The sequence below is a fragment of the Glutamicibacter sp. genome (assembly GCF_035257265.1).
Taxonomy (GTDB): domain Bacteria; phylum Actinomycetota; class Actinomycetes; order Actinomycetales; family Micrococcaceae; genus Glutamicibacter.
In genome coordinates this window covers 110531-127059 of record NZ_DATEXC010000056.1, presented here as the reverse complement: position 1 = coordinate 127059, position 16529 = coordinate 110531, and the positions used below count along the sequence as shown (strand labels likewise).

Here is a 16529-nt window from a genome sequence, read left to right as displayed (position 1 = left end):
CCTTGATCCTACCGAACTACAGCTCCAATCGCCTTGGCCAGCACCTTGTCTGCTTCGAATGTGAGCAGAACACTACCTTCCTGATCCGTCCTGATAACCTTCGAGCCCACTTGTGCGGCGCCGTCAAGAATCTGTTGGTGCGGATGACCGTATGAATTGTCTTCGCCCACGGATACCAAGATCACTTGGGGTTTGAGTTTCTCGATGATTTCGACCCCACCATTTTTCGCCCCATGATGCGAGGCTTTGAGCACTTGGACCGGTGGTTGTGGTTGGCTCGCCAGCAACTGATGCATCGCAGCTTCCTCTAAGTCCCCGGCAGTAAAGAAGCTGACTACTCCCCCATCCAGAATAAAGTCGAAGACGATCACCAAAGAGGTGTCATTGGGCTCTGCATAGCGCGCGCTGACCTCATCAGGGCCGATTACCCGGTACCGTACTTCGTCGGTGCCGCCGCTATCGCCGGGGCCGATAACTTCCGCACCCTGCCAGAGGTCCGGGGTAAAACCAGAGGAGACTAGCCGCTGGCCGATTTGGATTCCGGATGCCTCTATTTCAGGTACTCCACCAAAATGATCGGCATGCTCGTGGGTAATAAACACCTTGGACAGCTTCGTGATTCCTAATCGCTTCACGCAAGATTCCACGTCCCCATCGGGCGGGCCCGAATCCAGCAGCCACGCTTCTTCTGGACCGGTATGGATCATAAAAGCATCCCCCTGCCCGACATCACACATTGCAACATTCCAATCTCCGCCAAGATCTGGACGATAGAACAAGGTCGCCGGCACAACTATCGCAGACATCGCCACCAGTGCTGCGATCAAACCGCCGGCAGCGACGCGGTGCACCGCCAGATGTTCACTTTCACGGCCAGTCACAAGCAATACGGTGAAAACCACCGAGAATCCAATGGCTAGACTGATACCGGCAATCCCCGCTGGCCAAGGACGCGAAGCACCGGGTAACTCGACCACCCATAACGCTACTTTTCCGATCCAACCGGCCGGCAGTCCAGGCACCCACACCAGCAGCTGAACTACACCGGGCAAGGCGGTGCAAAGCAATAGGCAAAGCACACCGACGGTGGTGATCAACGGCAACAAGGGGGCTACTACAAGGTTCGCGGGCAATGAGTACAAACTGAAGTTTGAGTTCAACGCGATAATTACCGGAAGGCAAGTGAACTGGGCGGCGCAACAAATTGCGGTGAGCTGGGCAAACCATGGCGGGAAAAAACGCGAGAAAATCTCGGTGAGCGCGGGCGTCAGTACGATGATTCCTAGGGTCGCCAGCACCGATAAGGCGAAGGCCGGATCTACCGCGAGCGAGGAATCCAGATGAAGCAGGATCGTCGCGGACAAGCTCAGAATGCCCAGTGAACCGCGGCCACGACCGAGCAGCAGCGAGATAGTGGCGATCATTCCCATTAGTCCGGCTCGGAGCACGCTGGGATCTGGTCCCACAAACCAAATAAACAGCCCCAAAAACGCGATGCTCAAGAGGGCCGCAGGGATTCTGGGCACGGTAAAAAGCCGCAGGAGAACTAACACCATCGCCCCAAGCAATGCCACATTTGAGCCGCTGACCGCGGTCAAATGGCTCAAGCCACTATTTTTCATGGCGGTCGAGAGTTCTTCGTTTTGCCCCGACCGGTCGCCATAGAGCATTCCAGGTAGTAGACCCTGTGCTTCGGGACTGAGCTCTTGCAAGCTGGATGCGAATCGTGTTTTTAGGTAATCGGCGGCGTCGAGATCTTGGGTGCTGAGCACGACCGGCGCACTCTGCGCCCTAGCCCACCACGCAAACGAACCGTTTGAATCGGTGGCTTGCAGTGCGAGGATTGTTTCAAAACGATCGGCGGTGACATCGAGACTGTAGGGCACGCTCAGATATATCTCAAGAGGACAGCTAACCCATTGCTCTTCGTGCCAGTATTTGAGAATCTGCGCAGCGCCTTGGCTGACAGCATCCGCACCTACCCTGGGTTGCTCGTCGAAGGCGACGATCACCTTGCGTTGCTGTTCAGCGTCCCCGGGCAATAAACATTCATTGTTCCCAGAGCCGAGAGCGCTGACGCTGATCGCGGCTAAAAGCAATAACAGCGGCCCGGTAAACCACGGTGCCGATGAGGGTGCGTCATGACGCTGGCGCAGTAGAAATGCCAGAATCACGAAGAAGAGCACCAGCACCACCAGCATTATGGGCAAGGCCGGTTTCAAATACGCGGTCAGCCATGCTCCGGCGAGCACCCATAAACCGCGAAAATCTGTTTTCATGGCACCACCAGCTCGGAAAGTTCACCCAGCAGGACCGGCCCAATACCGGAGACCGCGTCGAGTTGCTCCACGCTGGTAAAGGGGCCATTTTTGGTGCGGAAGTCGATGATGCGTTTGGCTAGCGCCGGCCCGATGCCGGGCAAGGTCATCAGCGTTTGATCATCGGCTTGGTTCAACGAGATCTTCGATCCGGCGCCGGGAGCTTTCGTAGCTTCTTCCGGCGCGCTGCTGCTGCTGGCACCGGGCAAGATGATTTGTTGCCCGTCGGTGAGTTTGGCCGCCAGATTGAGAAGTTCGGGCGCAGCTTTTTTGCTCATCCCGCCCGCCTTGTTAATGGCGTCGATAATGCGCGAACCCTCAGCTAGTTCATACACACCGGGTTTTTTGACCGCGCCGACCACATGCACGGTAATCATGTTGACCTCTTGGGTCGCGGCGGGATGTTCTGGATCGGCGACCAGCGGGATTGCTTCTAATTCTTCGGCGGCCGGTGGCGGGGCAAAGATAATGGAGAAGGCGACCCAAACCAGCACCACAAGCACCAGCACGAGCGCGGCCACGCGCGACACGGCGAAGCGCAGACGGGTCGGCCGTGGCGCAAATTTAGAGAAGAAGTCGTGGCGCCCCATGAGCCACAGTTTGCGCCAGACTTAGTCCTTGACGCGCTGCACGGTGTCGGGTTGTGGATTCAGCGGCCCGACGGCCACCGCGAGGACCCCAATCCCGGTGTGCGCGGCGAGTACTGCCGGCAGGGATTCGATCTGCACCGGCTCATCGCTGAGCGAAGCTAGTTCGTTGGCCACCTCGGTAGCCAACTCCGCGGCCCCAAAATGCATCACTCCGATACGCACCGGTCCTTCAGCCTTGCTGGCCGCATCGGTACCCAGCGCCACCAGACGGGCTTGGGCGCGGGCAAAAGATCGTGGCTTTTCAATGGGTTGAATCAGTCCATCGTCGATGTGCAGGATCGGTTTCACGTTGAGCAGGTTTCCCAGCACCGAGGAGATGGTGCTGATCCGCCCACCGCGGCGTAACTGCTCGAGGCTTGGCACCGCAAAATAGACGGAATTCGCGGTGGCCGAACGCGCGATCTGGGTCAGCATTTCAAGTGGCGCGCCGGCCTGCCGGGCGGCCAGCACATCGGCGACGGCAAAGCCTTGGGGCATCGCGACGGTACGCGTATCGATTACCGTCACCGGCAGCTGAACATCCTTTGCTGCCAGCCGGGCGGCATCCACCGTGCCCGAAAGCTGACCGGACATGTGAATAGAGATAATTGACTCGCAACCGGCGTCCTGAAGCTGCCGGTAGACCTTAGTGAATTCCCCCGGGGCTGGGCGTGAGGTTTTCACCGATTTTCCCATCGCCAGACCCATCATCAACGCGTTCAGGTCATCGCCGTGCACATGATTGTCGACGATAATGGGGATATTCACGCAGGCGAAGTCGGCGCTTTGCAGCAAGCTGCCAGGCAGGCAGGCGGCGGAGTCGGTGACCACGCCAATCCGGGTACGCGAAAGCCCACGCGGGGCCAGCCATTTAGGCAGCCAGCCCGCGCGTGGACTCTTCGTGCGTTCGCTCATGGGTTGAGCCTACGGGGCCGGAACCACATTCACGAGCTTCGGCGCACGGACGATCACTTTCAGCGGCTCCTTGCCATCGAGCATGCGGATCACCGTTTCGTTGGCCAAAGCCTGCTCACGCAGATCATCCTCGGAGATATCCAGGGGCACCTCTAGACGCGCGCGGACCTTGCCCTTGATCTGCACCACGGCAGTGACGGTGTCATCAATGAGCAACGTCTCGTCAACCTGCGGCCAGGAGCTGTTCACCACGCTTGGCTCGTAGCCCAGCTGGGCCCACATATCTTCGGCGGTGTATGGCGCGAACATGCTCAGCAGCTGCGCGGTGACCGTTGCGGCCTCGCGGACCGCAGGGTCACTGGACCCGGCACCGGAATCGATGGTTTTACGCGCCGCGTTGACCAATTCCATGGTCTTGGCGATCACCACGTTGAACTTGCCCGAGTCCAGCAGCTGCGCGGCCTCGTGCACGGTGCGGTGAGTGACCTGGCGCAAGGACTTCTCACCGGTGGTGTAATCGACGTCCTGGGCGCTGTGCACGTCCTGGGCGATACGCCAGGCGCGGGCCAAGAACTTCTGCGAACCCGATGGGGATACATCGGCCCAGTCCACGTCGTCCTCCGGCGGGGAGGCGAAGATCATGGTCAGACGTACCGCGTCCACACCAAACTTGTCCAGCTGCTCGCCAAGGTCAACACCGTTGCCCAGCGACTTGCTCATCGCCTTGCCGCCGTTGAGTACCTGTCCCTGGTTCAGCAGCGCACTAAATGGTTCGTCCACGTCGATCAGGCCCAGATCAAAAATGACCTTGGTGAAGAACCGCGAATAGAGCAGGTGCAGAATCGCGTGCTCTACACCGCCGACGTACTGGCCAACCGGCATCCAATCGCGCACTGCCTGCGGGTCGAACGGACCCTCGGTGTAATGCGGGGAAACGAAACGCAGGAAGTACCAGGAGGAATCCACAAAGGTATCCATGGTGTCGGTGTCGCGCTTGGCGGCGCCGCCGCACTTCGGGCAGTCCACGTTGACCCACTCTTCGACGGCAGCCAGCGGGCTGGTGCCCTTCGGAGCGAGTTGCTCGCCGCGCAGGTTATCTGGCAGGCGCACCGGAAGCTGGTCATCGGGAACCGGGACCTCGCCGCAGTCGGTGCAGTGAATAATCGGGATCGGGGTACCCCAGAAGCGCTGGCGCGATAGCAGCCAGTCGCGTAGCCGGTAGTTGATCGTGTGCTCACCGGTGCCGGCGGCCTCAACGATCTCGATCGCCTTCGCGACCGCCTCGGTTTTAGTCAGACCGGAGAGCTCACCCGAGTTGATCAGCTGGCCCTCGCCGGTGGTCGCGGTTCCGGAAACTGCCGGATCCTCTTCACCGGTTTCGACGACCACGCGCACCGGCAGGTCGAAGGTGCGGGCAAAGTCCAAGTCACGCTGGTCGTGCGCGGGCACGGCCATAATTGCACCGGTCCCGTAATCGGCCAGCACGTAGTCCGCGGCCCAGACCGGCAGCTTTTCGCCGGAGAGTGGATTGATCGCGTAACGGCCCAGGAACACACCGGTCTTCTCACGTTCCGAGGACTGGCGTTCGATCTCGGAGAGTGCTTTCACCTGCTCCTGGTATTCTTCCAGGGCGGCGCGGTGCTCGTCGGTGACCAGCTCGCCAGCCAGCGCGGCGTCGGCTGCAACGACCATGAAGGTCGCACCGTACAAGGTGTCCGGGCGTGTGGTGAAGACCGGTATCTTGACTTCGTCCAGCTGATCCTGCGCGGCGATGGAGAAGGTCACCTGGGCGCCCTCGGAACGGCCGATCCAGTTCTTCTGCATCAGCAGTACGCGCTCAGGCCAGTGGCCCTTGAGCCCGTCCATATCTTCGAGCAGGCGGTCGGCGTAATCGGTGATCTTGAAGTACCACTGGTTCAATGATTTCTTGGTCACCGCCGTGCCACAACGCTCACAGGCACCGTTAACTACCTGCTCATTAGCCAGCACGGTCTGGTCCGTAGGGCACCAGTTCACCGGGTGGTCCTTGCGGTAGGCCAGACCCTTTTCGTAAAACTTATTAAACAGCCACTGAGTCCAGCGGTAGTATTCCGGATCCGAGGTGTGCAACCGGCGATCCCAATCGGCGGAGATCGCGTAACGCTTGAAGCTCTCAGCCTGGGTGTCGATGTTCTTGTAGGTCCACTCCGCCGGGTGCGCATTGCGCTTGATGGCGGCGTTTTCCGCTGGCAGGCCGAAGGAATCCCAGCCGATCGGATGCATCACGTCATAGCCACGCAAGCGCCAGTAACGCGACACCACATCGCCCATAGCAAAAGCCTCGGCGTGACCCATGTGCAGGTCACCGGAGGGGTACGGGAACATATCCAGCACATAGCGACGCTCGCGGCTGCCGTCATCGGCGGGCTTGAACACTTCAAGTTCGTTCCACACCGGTAGCCACTTGGACTCGAGGTCCTTAAAATCGTAGGTTCTGGGTTCGTTCGTCGATGATGTCACTGAGCTCTTCTCACACACTTGCGGAAAAATTTCCTGACGGAAAACTTGGTTCGGGTCCAGACACAACAAAAGCCCCCAAATCACCACTCGGGGGTACGGCCATTGGCCGTGCTTAGCCTAGGTTGCGCTGAAAATGCATACGCCGATTCTATCGCAGTTCAACTCGCAACGGCGCATCCGTGAAATGCCGGCTCCGCCACCGGTCCAATGTCTTCGCTCACAAACCTCACGCCGGTGTCCGATGAATTCGCACACCGCTTATCCACAGCTGGCACCCACGGCGGTCCAGCACCGAGCTGCCGGGTCAACAATGGCTTCATGAACACCCCAGCACTCATCGCCACCTTGCACACCCTGTGCGCCGCCCCGCTTCAGCTCGGGACGCAGCTCACCGGTGCCATGATGCTGCGTTTAGGCTCCCTGGCCCTCGCCCTGTTCACCGCCATTGGCCAGCTAGTGCATCAGCAGCGCGACCCACGCCTCGCACTTGCCTACGGTGACCTCGTGGAAAAATTCGCCCAGCAGGTCCATCACGAACAACTGGCCACCGCCCTTGACGCTGAGCTCAGCGGGGCGCACGCGCTGAGTCTTGAAAGTTTCGATCGGTTACGCGCCGGGACCTGCGTGCTAGAGGGTGAACCGGAACTCGCCGTGGGCCGGACCTGCTACAAATCTGCCGGGGACTTGCTGGCCGCGTGGTTAGGCCTGAACTATTTCGAGGCACAACGGCGCATCGACGACGCCTATCTCCTTATCGGCCGGCGCACCGCCCAGGGTGAGCTTTGCCCGCCTCGCTTACCCCAACTTGCAAGACTCTATGCCGAGGGTGGCGCAGACCGACGCAGCATCACTGCCGCCGCCCGCAGGCTTGAAAAACTCGAACCCAAAGACACCACCTTCGACGGGATCCCGGTGCAGCTCACCGCCAGAGACACCGACGGGCAACTTCTAGAGGTCCACGCCGCCCGCGCCTTAGCGCAGCTCGGTCCCAATGCCGCCCGCAAAGAGATCAGCACCCGGATCGGAATCTACAAGGAACTGCACACCGAAAAACAGCCACCGGCGCTGGGCCTATTCATCGGCCCGATCATCCAAGGTGTTCACGAATTCACCCTGCGCACCTTGGCCTCCCATGCTCAGGTGATCCGTTCGATCCGCGTGCAATCGGCAGACTGGCGCACCCGTGCAGGCAAGGCCGCACGTGGCGCAACCGCAGAACCTGCCTCTGATGCCGTTTCGCGGTCGCCAGAAATGAACGCGCAGCAGCCAGTTGCCGACGCCGTGCTCATGCCGACCGATGTGCCCAGTGACCCGCCCTGGCTACAGCCCGAGACCCCGATGCCCGCATGGGCTCAGCCGGCCGATGAGCAGTCTGAAGCCGATGGCACCGCGAACTGCACCACGCAGACCAAACCAGTAAGCAATGTCTACGAAGTCCTCACCCCGGAGCTCCGCGCACTGAACGCTTTCATGGCCATCCTTACCGCCCCTGCCACCGGCGGAAAATTCAAGCCAATCATTCCACGCATCTTCGTTTATATGTGGCTAAGTGACCTGCAGAACCTCGCCGAAGCTCACGCCGTCACCGCAAATGGGGTGAACTTGCCGCCCGGTGAACTTCGACGCACCTTAGCCGACGCCAATATCATCCCGGTTGTCTTGGGCGGCAACAGCCAACCGCTAGATCTGGGCCGATCCAGACGCTATCACCAGGGGTATGTCCGGGCGGCAGTGTTAGCGCGCGATCGTGGCTGCATTGTGCCGGACTGCACCACCGCGCCAGATCACGTAGAAATTGATCACTATCAACGCGCGTGGGCCGATGGCGGGACCACCAGTGTGCAGTCCGGGGCAGGATTGTGTCCCGAAGGGCATCACAGCCGCCACGTGGATCAAATTAAAATCGTTGACGTCGATGGCCTACCCCACGTGATCCTGCCTGCGCATCTTGACCCTGAACAAAAACCTCGGCGCAACACCTATTGGGGAGCACTGCAACTGGCAGACTCCCCCGACCGGGAGGTAACGCCACCCGATCCACCGGATCCACCCGATCCACCCGATCCACCCGAGGAAAGTTAGCAAGCAGACCGTGCCAGCCGAACCCCCAATCCCCCACCGGCCGGCACCGGAAAAAACGCAGACCACGAACCCGTGGCTTTTGGGTTCGAGGTCTGCGTTTGTGCGTGCTGAAGCTGGCTAGGCTTTGGTGTCTTCGTCTACCCAGTCAAAGGTACGAGTCACGGCCTTCTTCCACAGGCGCAGGCTACGTTCGCGCTCTGCGTCTTCCATCTCCGGCTCCCAACGCTTGTCCTCAGACCAGTTCGATTCCAGCTCGCCAAGGTCCTGCCAGAAGCCCACTGCCAGGCCAGCTGCATAGGCAGCACCCAGCGCGGTGGTTTCAGTAACCTTTGGGCGAACCACAGGCACCCCAAGAATATCGGCTTGGAACTGCATCAATGCCTCGTTGGCCACCATGCCACCGTCGACCTTCAACTCGGTCAGCGGCACCTCGGCGTCGGCGTTCACCGCGTCCAGCACCTCGCGGGTCTGGAATGCGGTAGCTTCCAATGCGGCCCGGGCAATGTGGTTTTTGTTCGCAAAGCGGGTCAAGCCCACGATTGCGCCACGTGCTTCGGCCCGCCAATACGGTGCGAAGAGACCGGAGAAGGCAGGCACGATGTACACGCCACCGTTGTTATCTACCTTGGCCGCCAGCTCTTCGATCTCCGGGGCGGTAGCGATCATGCCGATATTGTCGCGCAGCCACTGCACCAGGGATCCGGCTACCGCAATGGAGCCTTCCAGCGCGTAGACCGGAGCGGCGTCGCCCAGCTTGTAGGCCATCGTGGTCAGCAGCCCGTTAGAGGAATGCACGATCTCGGTGCCGGTGTTGAAGATCAAGAAACAACCGGTGCCATAGGTATTCTTCGCGGTACCCGCGGTGAACGCTGCCTGGCCGAAGGTGGCCGCCTGCTGGTCACCTAAAATACCCGCCACAGGCACTTCGCGCAGCAACTGGTTGCCCGCCACGGTGCCATACACCTCGGAGGAGGAACGGATCTGCGGCATCATCGATACCGGCACACCGAAGTCGGCAAGGATTTCTTCATCCCACGCCAGGGTCTTCAGGTCCATGAACAAGGTGCGCGAGGCATTGGTCACGTCGGTGACGTGCACGCCGCCGTCGATGCCACCGGTCAGGTTCCACAACACCCAGCTATCGGTGGTGCCGAAGATCAGATCCCCGGCTTCTGCGCGTTCCCGTGCGCCTTCCACGTTGTCCAGAATCCACTTGATCTTCGTCCCGGAGAAGTAGGTTGCCAGTGGCAGCCCGACCCGGTCCTTGTAACGATCCATTCCGCCCTTGGCAGCCAGTTCGTCAACGATCTCCTGGGTTCGGGTATCTTGCCAGACAATCGCGTTGTACACCGGTTCGCCGGTGTTCTTATCCCACACCACGGCGGTTTCACGCTGGTTGGTGATGCCAACTACTTCGATGTCGTGCCGGGTCAGGTTCGCCTTGGACAGCGCCTGGCCGATCACTTCGCGGATGTTGTTCCAGATTTCAGCTGCATCGTGCTCCACCCAGCCGGCGGCCGGGAAGATCTGCTCGTGCTCGAGCTGGCCTACCGAGACAACCTCGCCGGCGTGATCGAAGACGATCGCTCGGGAACTAGTGGTTCCCTGGTCGATGGCGATAACATATTTTTCAGTCATGATTCACATCTCTCTTTCTAGAACATCAGGCCGGCGCCGACGCCGCCAAGTAGACCACCAATGACTGGGCCAGCGATCGGAACCCAGGCGTAAGCCCAGTCCGATGATCCCTTGCCCTTGATAGGAAGAATAGCGTGTGCCAGTCGCGGCCCGAGGTCGCGAGTTGGGTTGATTGCATAACCGGTAGCTCCACCCAGGGATAGACCGATGGCCACCACGAGCAACGCGACCGCTAGCGGGCCAAGCTCATGAGGGGTCTTACCGAAACCGGCAATCACGAAGACGAGTACAAAGGTACCGAAAATCTCGGAGACCATATTCCAGCCGTAGGAGCGGATCGCAGGACCGGTGGCAAACACGCCCAGCTGGTTACCGGCGTTCTGCTTATCGTCGAGGTGCTTTTTGTAAGCCAACCAGGTACCCACGGCACCAAGGAACGCGCCCACGAGCTGGGCGAGGAAATAAAGCATGGTGTTGGCGAAGGTTTTGGCAACACCGGGTGCGTATTCGGCGGCGTCCGGGTTGATCAGCAACCCCAGAGTGACCGCAGGGTTCAGGTGCGCGCCGGAAATACCGGCGATCCAGACACCGCAGTACACACCAAGGCCCCAGCCAAAGCTGATCGCCAGCCAACCGGCGGCGCTACCGAGGGTTCCCTTGAGTGCCACGTTGGCGCATACGCCCGAGCCCATGAGGATGAGAATGAAAGTGCCGGCTAATTCGGCAAGAAACACGTGAGTGGACAACATTGACCTCTTAGTGGTTTCGAAAGCCGGCGGCAACCTACCGCCGGCCGGTGCAGGTTACGCGAGGATGACCCCATGGCTTTCTGCAAGTACCGAGAGCGAATTGTCGATCTCGGCTGCGGTCTGGGTCTGATCCCAGCCCATCGGTACCGCGAGGTGCGAGGCGACCTCGTTGACCAAATCTTTAGTGACCAACCCGCGGAAGGCGAGGTTGGTGCGGCGAATAAATACATCGATCAAGCGCCCGACCTGCTCATGCGTGACCAGGTAGGAAAGTTCCTGAACCGACAGTTCACTGCTGTGCGTCAGTAGCTCTTCGTGCTCGCCCACTTCAGCAAGCACCCGATCCGCTCCGGTGCCATAACGCTCGAGCAGTACGCGAAGCCGCGCATGCGGCGCACGGTCTTCACGGGCTGCGTACCAGGCGGCCAGCTGGCCCTCATTGGTGGGGAACTTCTTGCCGCCGCCGATAGCCACACCCTGGGTGCTGTGCTTTTCGCTTTCGCCCAGGAAGGCCAGCGCCTTGCCACCGAGGTTTTCGGCCAGCGCGCGGAAGGTGGTCCATTTGCCGCCGATCAGCGAAAGCATCATGGTCGAATCGGTCAGGCGGGTTTCCCTCACCTGGTAATCACGGGAGACGAAACCCGGGGCGGTGTCGTCGTGGTTCGGCAGTGGACGCACACCGGAGAACTTGTAGACGATCTGCTCTTCGCTCACGGAAATTCGCGGGAAGACCTGTCCGATCAAATCGAAGAAGTACGCAACTTCCTCGTCGGTGCAGACCGCCGGTTCACGCATGTCGTGCTCCAGATCGGTGGTTCCCACCAGTACCCGGCCAAGCATTGGGTAGATCAGTACGATGCGGCCGTCTTCGTTTTCGAAGAAGATTTCACGTCCACCGGTCGCGGCCAGCAGCTCTGGGTGATCCAGCACGATGTGTGAGCCTTTGGTGCCGCCGGTCCACTTGGTGTTCTTTCCAAGCTCAGCGTTGGTCAGATCCACCCAGGCACCGGTGGCGTTGATGATGACTTCGGCTTGGAAGTCGAACTGCTCGCCGGTCAGCACGTCGCGCAGCGTCGCGGTGCCGTCGGTGACGGTGGCTAGCTCCACATAGTTGCTAGCTCGCGCCTGATCGTTGGCACCCAGGCCGTCGCGCAACACATCGAGGGTCAGGCGTTCGGGATTGTGCACCGAGGCGTCGAAGTACGTGGCAGTATATTTGACGTCCTCGCGCAGTTCGGGCAGATCCTTGCGGGCTGCTTTGCTGCCCTTGAAGTTGTGCCATGGGGTGTTGCGTCCATCGATGCCCGCGAAAACGTCGTACATGATCAGTCCGGCTTTAATGAGCGCCGCACCGCGCTCGGTAGGCTTGCCGGACTTGTGAGTCAAGAAACGGATCGGCGCGCTGAGCATGCCGGAGAAGGTGGAGAAAATCGGGATCGTGGTCTGCAGCGGCTTCACGTAGTGCGGAGCGATCTCCAGCAATGAGTTGCGTTCCTGAACCGACTCGTGGACGAGGCGGAATTCACCGTTTTCCAGGTAACGGATCCCACCGTGGATCATATGCGAGCTCGCACCGGAGGCGCCTTGGCAGTAATCGCCACGTTCTACCAGTGCCACATCGATTCCCTGCGTCGCGAGGTAACGGAAAGTCGCCACGCCGTTGATGCCACCGCCGACAACGAGCACCCGCGCCTTTGGCCGTGCACGTAGTTGCTCTAGCTGGTCCCGATTCACGATTGCTTGCCCCTTTTTTGACTGTTGGTGTCTGTCAACAGTTAGTCTTGTCACCATGGAACAAAACGGTCAAACGAAATGCACAAACGTGCAGAAATGGTCCGATTGATGCAGATATCCCCCGGGAACGGACCCTATAAACTGCCAAATCCTGACACATCCGTGCAGACTAATCCCAAAGCCAAGGACGCCTTGCGCGCCGCACAGTTGTATTACCTGCAGGACATCAAGATGGAGGTGATCGCCCGGGAATTGGGAGTCTCGCGGTCAACGGTGTCGCGGTTGCTCGCCCACGCCAAACGCACCGGAATGGTCTCGGTGAAGATTAACCCCTCGGCTAACCTGTCGGCATTGGTCAGTAACCAGCTAGCCGAAAAATACGGGATCAACGTGCATTTAGTCCCCACCGACGGTTCGATGGATGACACCGAATTGCTCCAACGCGTCTCGGCGCATGCAGCCTATCTACTGGGCACTATCGTGTCCTCTTCAATGACCATCGGTGTCGCCTGGGGCCAGACCATGCAGGCGGTCTCCGCGGCACTGGCCGGGCACCCCACCCATGACTCGGTGGTCGTGCAGCTGAATGGGGCGGCCAACCCGGTCTCCAGCGGGGTGCGCTACGCCAGCGAAATTCTGACCCGTTTCGGCCAGGCCTTCACCGCCCGCACCGAACAGTTCCCGGTCCCGGCTTTTTTCGACAAAGCCAGTACCCGCGAGGCGATGTGGCAGGAAACCTCGATACACCGCGTACGGAATATCCAACGCGAGATGAATTTGGCGGTCTTTTCCTTGGGGGCCGCCAATTCAAACCTCGCCTCGCAGGTATACCGCGGCGGTTACCTCAGTAAGGCCGAGACCCGGCAGCTCAGTGAGATGGGTGTGGTGGGAGACGTCGCGACGGTCTTTTTCGACAAAAGCGGCGACGACGCCCACATTGAGATCAACGCTCGAGCCACCGGGCCCACACTGGCCGAACTGCGCAAGGTTCCACGGCGCTTCTGCGTAGTCTCGGGCCGCGGCAAGTTAGAAGCCGTCCGCGGAGCGCTCAATGGCCAGCTGATCACCGAATTGGTCATCGACGAGGGCACCGCGCTCGCCCTGCTCGACGGGTAGGGTTAAACACATGACGCCACGCACCGAACTGGTCACCACCCATACCCTGCACGGTTCCACCACCAAGGTCTACAGTTACCCGGCCAGCACGCAGCCAAGTGCCGGAACGATTTTTGCGATCCACGGTTTTCGCGGCGATCATCATGGACTGCAGCGCATCGTGGACCAGCTGCCGCAATACACCATCATCGTGCCCGATCTTCCTGGTTTTGGCTCCTCCAACTCGATGCAATTACCCCACGACGTCCACGGCTACACGACGGCACTGTCCACGTTGGCCGACGAGTTCGCCCTGCCATCTGGCACCATCTTGCTCGGGCATTCTTTTGGCTCGCTGGTGGCGGCCAAACTGGCCACCGAACGCGGCTTCTCCGGGCTCGTGCTGCTGAACCCGATCTCCGAGCTGGCGTTGGATTCTTCGCAGGCGCTGATGGCTAAACTCACCGGTTTTTACTACGAGCTCTGCGCGAAGCTGCCCGAACGCCTCGGTTCGGCGGTACTGCGCTCGAAGTTATTCTCCGACGCCATGAGCGTGGTGATGACCAAGAGTAAAGACCGCAGCATGCGCCAGTACGTGCGCGAACAGCACCGCGCCTACTTTGGCGGGTTTCATTCACGCGTGAGCCTCGCGCAGGCTTATCAGGCATCCATTGCGCACACCGTGGGTGAATACAGTGCAGATATTCGCATTCCGGTACTCATGGTCGGCGGGCTGCTCGACGAGTTGGGCACGCCGGAAACCCAGGAGAACCTCCGGGCGAGCTTTGCCGACGCGCGGCTGGTCATGCTTCAGAACGTCGGTCACCTGATTCACTATGAAAAGGCCGGCGACACCGCCGCGGCGATCGTCGATTTTCTGCAGCACCTGCCGGACCAATCCCGGGCTAAAGCACCTCGTCGGGATCCACGGCGATGTTCACTACCGGATCTTTAGCCGCGGACATCCGCGCCCGCAAGGCTCGCAGCGAGGTGGTCACCAGGTGGCCGTCGGCGTAGGAAAAAAACAGCACATAGCGGTGTTCAATCGGTGGTCCATCGATAATCGTCGGACCGTGCACCGCCAGCTTCTCACGCAGCTTCGGTGAAATCGCGGCGATCAGCCGTTCGGCACCGGGCCCGGAGACCACCGCACTGCGTACCGCCGGCGGCAGCCCCAATTCACGGCGCTCCCCCAGTTCACGCTCGGCAAAACTGGCCGGGTCATAACGCACCAGCGCCGCACCGGCCGGGCTTGGCGTGCCGGTCAGCACCACGACCCCCTCATGCGAGGCCAGCGAGGCCGCGCTGAACCAGCGGCTGAGCACCTCTTCGGTATTGCGAAGCGAGTCATGGGCCATCATCTTATCCGCGTCCAGCAGCAGCACCGCGCTGTAGCCGCCGTCCACCACCGGTTCCACCCCGGGGGTTGCCACCACCAGCGCAGGTTTCCGCTCCAGCCGGCGCACCGGTTTAGCCCCGGTAGAAGAAATCACCGGCACCTTGGCAAAGGCCTGGCCCAACTCCTCTGCGGTACGATCCGCGCCAATGCTTGCCGCGCGGATCCGTGGCGAATTACATTCGGCACAACGGTATTCGCGATACTGTTCGCCGCACCATTTGCAGGCAATATGGTGGGTTGACCCGCCAAGTTGCAGCGGGCCCTGACAGGCCGGGCAGCGCGCCAACGTCCGGCAGTCCTGACAGGCCAACGCGGGCATAAAACCGGTGCGCGCCACTTGCACCAGCACCGGCCCGGTTTCCAGAGCCTTTGTCGCTTCGCGCCAGGCCAGCGACGGGATCCGGGCGCGGGCGAGCACCGGGTCGCGTTCCATTTCAAAATCATTGGTGGTGGCCACGACGCGCGGGGTCTGCGCGCGCAGCACCGCTCGAGGCACCTTCAGTTCCGTGGCCCATCCGGTAGCCACCAGGCGCTGGGCCTCCACCGAACGCGACGGTGAGGCAATGAGCAGCGAGCAGCCGCTGTGGGTGCTGCGTAGCAACGCCACCTCGCGCGCATGCTGGTACGGTGAGCGCTGTTCACGGTGGGATTGATCCGCGTCTTGCCAGAGCACGATCAGCCCCAGCTGCGGGATATGGCATTGCGCGGCGGACCGGGTGCCGATGACGATCTGCACCTGCCCGCCGATGGCACGCAGGAAATTCCGGTATCGCGGGGTCGGTCCGTCGTCGGCCTGCAACCGCGCATAACTGTCTTTGCCGAAGTGCTCGTCCAGGTGTTCGGACAGTCGGGCCAGGTCGCTGGCGTCGGGCACCAGCAGCAGCACGCGCTGCCCGCGGGACAGCACCGGCCGGCACGCGTCAAGCAAAAACCCGGGCCATGAGCCATAAAAGTTCGGCACCCAGGTGGCTACCGCGCGCAGCGTATCTCCGTTGGCCCATGCCTGAAGCGCCTCGGGACCCAACTCGTAGTGTTCTAGCTGATTTGGATGCTCGGGCAGCGTGGGGACTGCCACTTCCAGTTCTTCCTTTTCGACCTTGGCAGCACGTGGCGGAACGGCTAAGCGCACCACATCCCACACGGTTCCGGCATAACGCTGCGCCACTAGTTCGGCGACCTCATATACCTCGCGGTGCAGTACCACCTTGTCGCTGACCAGTTTGGACAGCGCCTTGAGCTTAATCGGCGAGGCGTAGTCTTCGAGCACCTCGGTGATGAAGCCAGGCAGCTGCTGCGCCCCAAAAGGCACCTTCACGCGCGTGCCGGCCACCGCGCTGGACACCATTGATTCGGGCACCTGATAGTCGAAGAGCCGGTCCAGATGCGGCACGGAAGAATCAATCAGCACCCGGGCAACCCGCTTGATACGGGCCGGCTCGGGTGCTGATATGAGGGCGTCTTGCTGCACGCT

At 60.7% G+C, this 16529-nt stretch carries 11 protein-coding genes; 3 read left to right on the top strand and 8 right to left on the bottom strand.

Annotation, left to right across the window (positions count from 1 at the left end; translation table 11 throughout):
* Positions 1-8 precede the first annotated feature (8 nt).
* The 4 genes from VJ369_RS15970 to leuS are packed head-to-tail and all read right to left on the bottom strand — an operon-like array spanning position 9 to position 6361.
* Positions 9-2279, bottom strand: a complete 2271-nt coding sequence (locus tag VJ369_RS15970) for a ComEC/Rec2 family competence protein (RefSeq protein WP_324093026.1) — start codon at positions 2277-2279, stop codon at positions 9-11.
* Positions 2276-2908: a ComEA family DNA-binding protein gene (locus VJ369_RS15965; RefSeq protein WP_324093025.1), complete on the bottom strand. Its 633-nt coding sequence runs from the start codon at positions 2906-2908 to the stop codon at positions 2276-2278. Before VJ369_RS15965 ends, VJ369_RS15970 begins: the two co-directional genes overlap by 4 nt.
* Positions 2909-2929: 21 nt before the next feature.
* On the bottom strand, positions 2930-3862 hold the full coding sequence (locus VJ369_RS15960; RefSeq protein ID WP_324093024.1) for a DegV family protein: 933 nt from the start codon (positions 3860-3862) through the stop codon (positions 2930-2932).
* Between the two features lie 9 nt (positions 3863-3871).
* Positions 3872-6361 carry a leucine--tRNA ligase gene (gene leuS / locus VJ369_RS15955; protein WP_324093023.1) on the bottom strand — a complete coding sequence of 830 codons (2490 nt, stop codon included), beginning with the start codon at positions 6359-6361 and terminating at the stop codon, positions 3872-3874.
* Between the two features lie 318 nt (positions 6362-6679).
* On the opposite strand from leuS, the gene VJ369_RS15950 reads away from it, so the two are divergent.
* Positions 6680-8443, top strand: a complete 1764-nt coding sequence (locus VJ369_RS15950) for a hypothetical protein (protein WP_324093022.1) — start codon at positions 6680-6682, stop codon at positions 8441-8443.
* Between the two features lie 117 nt (positions 8444-8560).
* Here the strand turns inward: VJ369_RS15950 and glpK are convergent, their stop codons facing one another.
* The 3 genes from glpK to VJ369_RS15935 are packed head-to-tail and all read right to left on the bottom strand — an operon-like array spanning position 8561 to position 12621.
* A complete protein-coding gene (gene glpK, locus VJ369_RS15945) occupies positions 8561-10081 on the bottom strand; it encodes a glycerol kinase GlpK (protein ID WP_324093021.1) in 1521 nt (506 codons plus the stop codon).
* A 17-nt stretch (positions 10082-10098) separates the two neighbouring features.
* Positions 10099-10830, bottom strand: a complete 732-nt coding sequence (locus tag VJ369_RS15940; RefSeq protein WP_324093020.1) for an MIP/aquaporin family protein — start codon at positions 10828-10830, stop codon at positions 10099-10101.
* A gap of 54 nt (positions 10831-10884) precedes the next feature.
* Entirely contained in the window at positions 10885-12621 is a 1737-nt protein-coding gene (locus VJ369_RS15935) for a glycerol-3-phosphate dehydrogenase/oxidase (RefSeq protein WP_414652671.1), read from the bottom strand.
* Between the two features lie 105 nt (positions 12622-12726).
* Between VJ369_RS15935 and VJ369_RS15930 the strand changes: the two genes are divergently transcribed.
* Positions 12727-13680: a sugar-binding transcriptional regulator gene (locus tag VJ369_RS15930; protein WP_324093018.1), complete on the top strand. Its 954-nt coding sequence runs from the start codon at positions 12727-12729 to the stop codon at positions 13678-13680.
* A gap of 10 nt (positions 13681-13690) precedes the next feature.
* Positions 13691-14614 (top strand): alpha/beta hydrolase, encoded by a 924-nt coding sequence (locus VJ369_RS15925; RefSeq protein ID WP_324093017.1) that lies wholly within the window; start codon positions 13691-13693, stop codon positions 14612-14614.
* Here VJ369_RS15925 and VJ369_RS15920 read toward each other — a convergent pair.
* Positions 14565-16526 carry a primosomal protein PriA gene (locus VJ369_RS15920; RefSeq protein ID WP_324093016.1) on the bottom strand — a complete coding sequence of 654 codons (1962 nt, stop codon included), beginning with the start codon at positions 16524-16526 and terminating at the stop codon, positions 14565-14567. The genes VJ369_RS15925 and VJ369_RS15920 overlap by 50 nt on opposite strands.
* Positions 16527-16529: the final 3 nt, after the last annotated feature.

Excerpts from the sequence above, each read along its gene's own strand:
- VJ369_RS15965 (WP_324093025.1), bottom strand. The coding sequence starts at position 2,908 with ATGGGGCGCCACGACTTCTTCTCTAAATTTGCGCCACGGCCGACCCGT.
- VJ369_RS15950 (WP_324093022.1), top strand. The coding sequence starts at position 6,680 with ATGAACACCCCAGCACTCATCGCCACCTTGCACACCCTGTGCGCCGCC.
- glpK (WP_324093021.1), bottom strand. The coding sequence starts at position 10,081 with ATGACTGAAAAATATGTTATCGCCATCGACCAGGGAACCACTAGTTCC.
- VJ369_RS15935 (WP_414652671.1), bottom strand. The coding sequence starts at position 12,621 with ATGGTGACAAGACTAACTGTTGACAGACACCAACAGTCAAAAAAGGGG.
- VJ369_RS15970 (WP_324093026.1), bottom strand. The coding sequence starts at position 2,279 with ATGAAAACAGATTTTCGCGGTTTATGGGTGCTCGCCGGAGCATGGCTG.
- VJ369_RS15925 (WP_324093017.1), top strand. The coding sequence starts at position 13,691 with ATGACGCCACGCACCGAACTGGTCACCACCCATACCCTGCACGGTTCC.
- VJ369_RS15960 (WP_324093024.1), bottom strand. The coding sequence starts at position 3,862 with ATGAGCGAACGCACGAAGAGTCCACGCGCGGGCTGGCTGCCTAAATGG.
- VJ369_RS15940 (WP_324093020.1), bottom strand. The coding sequence starts at position 10,830 with ATGTTGTCCACTCACGTGTTTCTTGCCGAATTAGCCGGCACTTTCATT.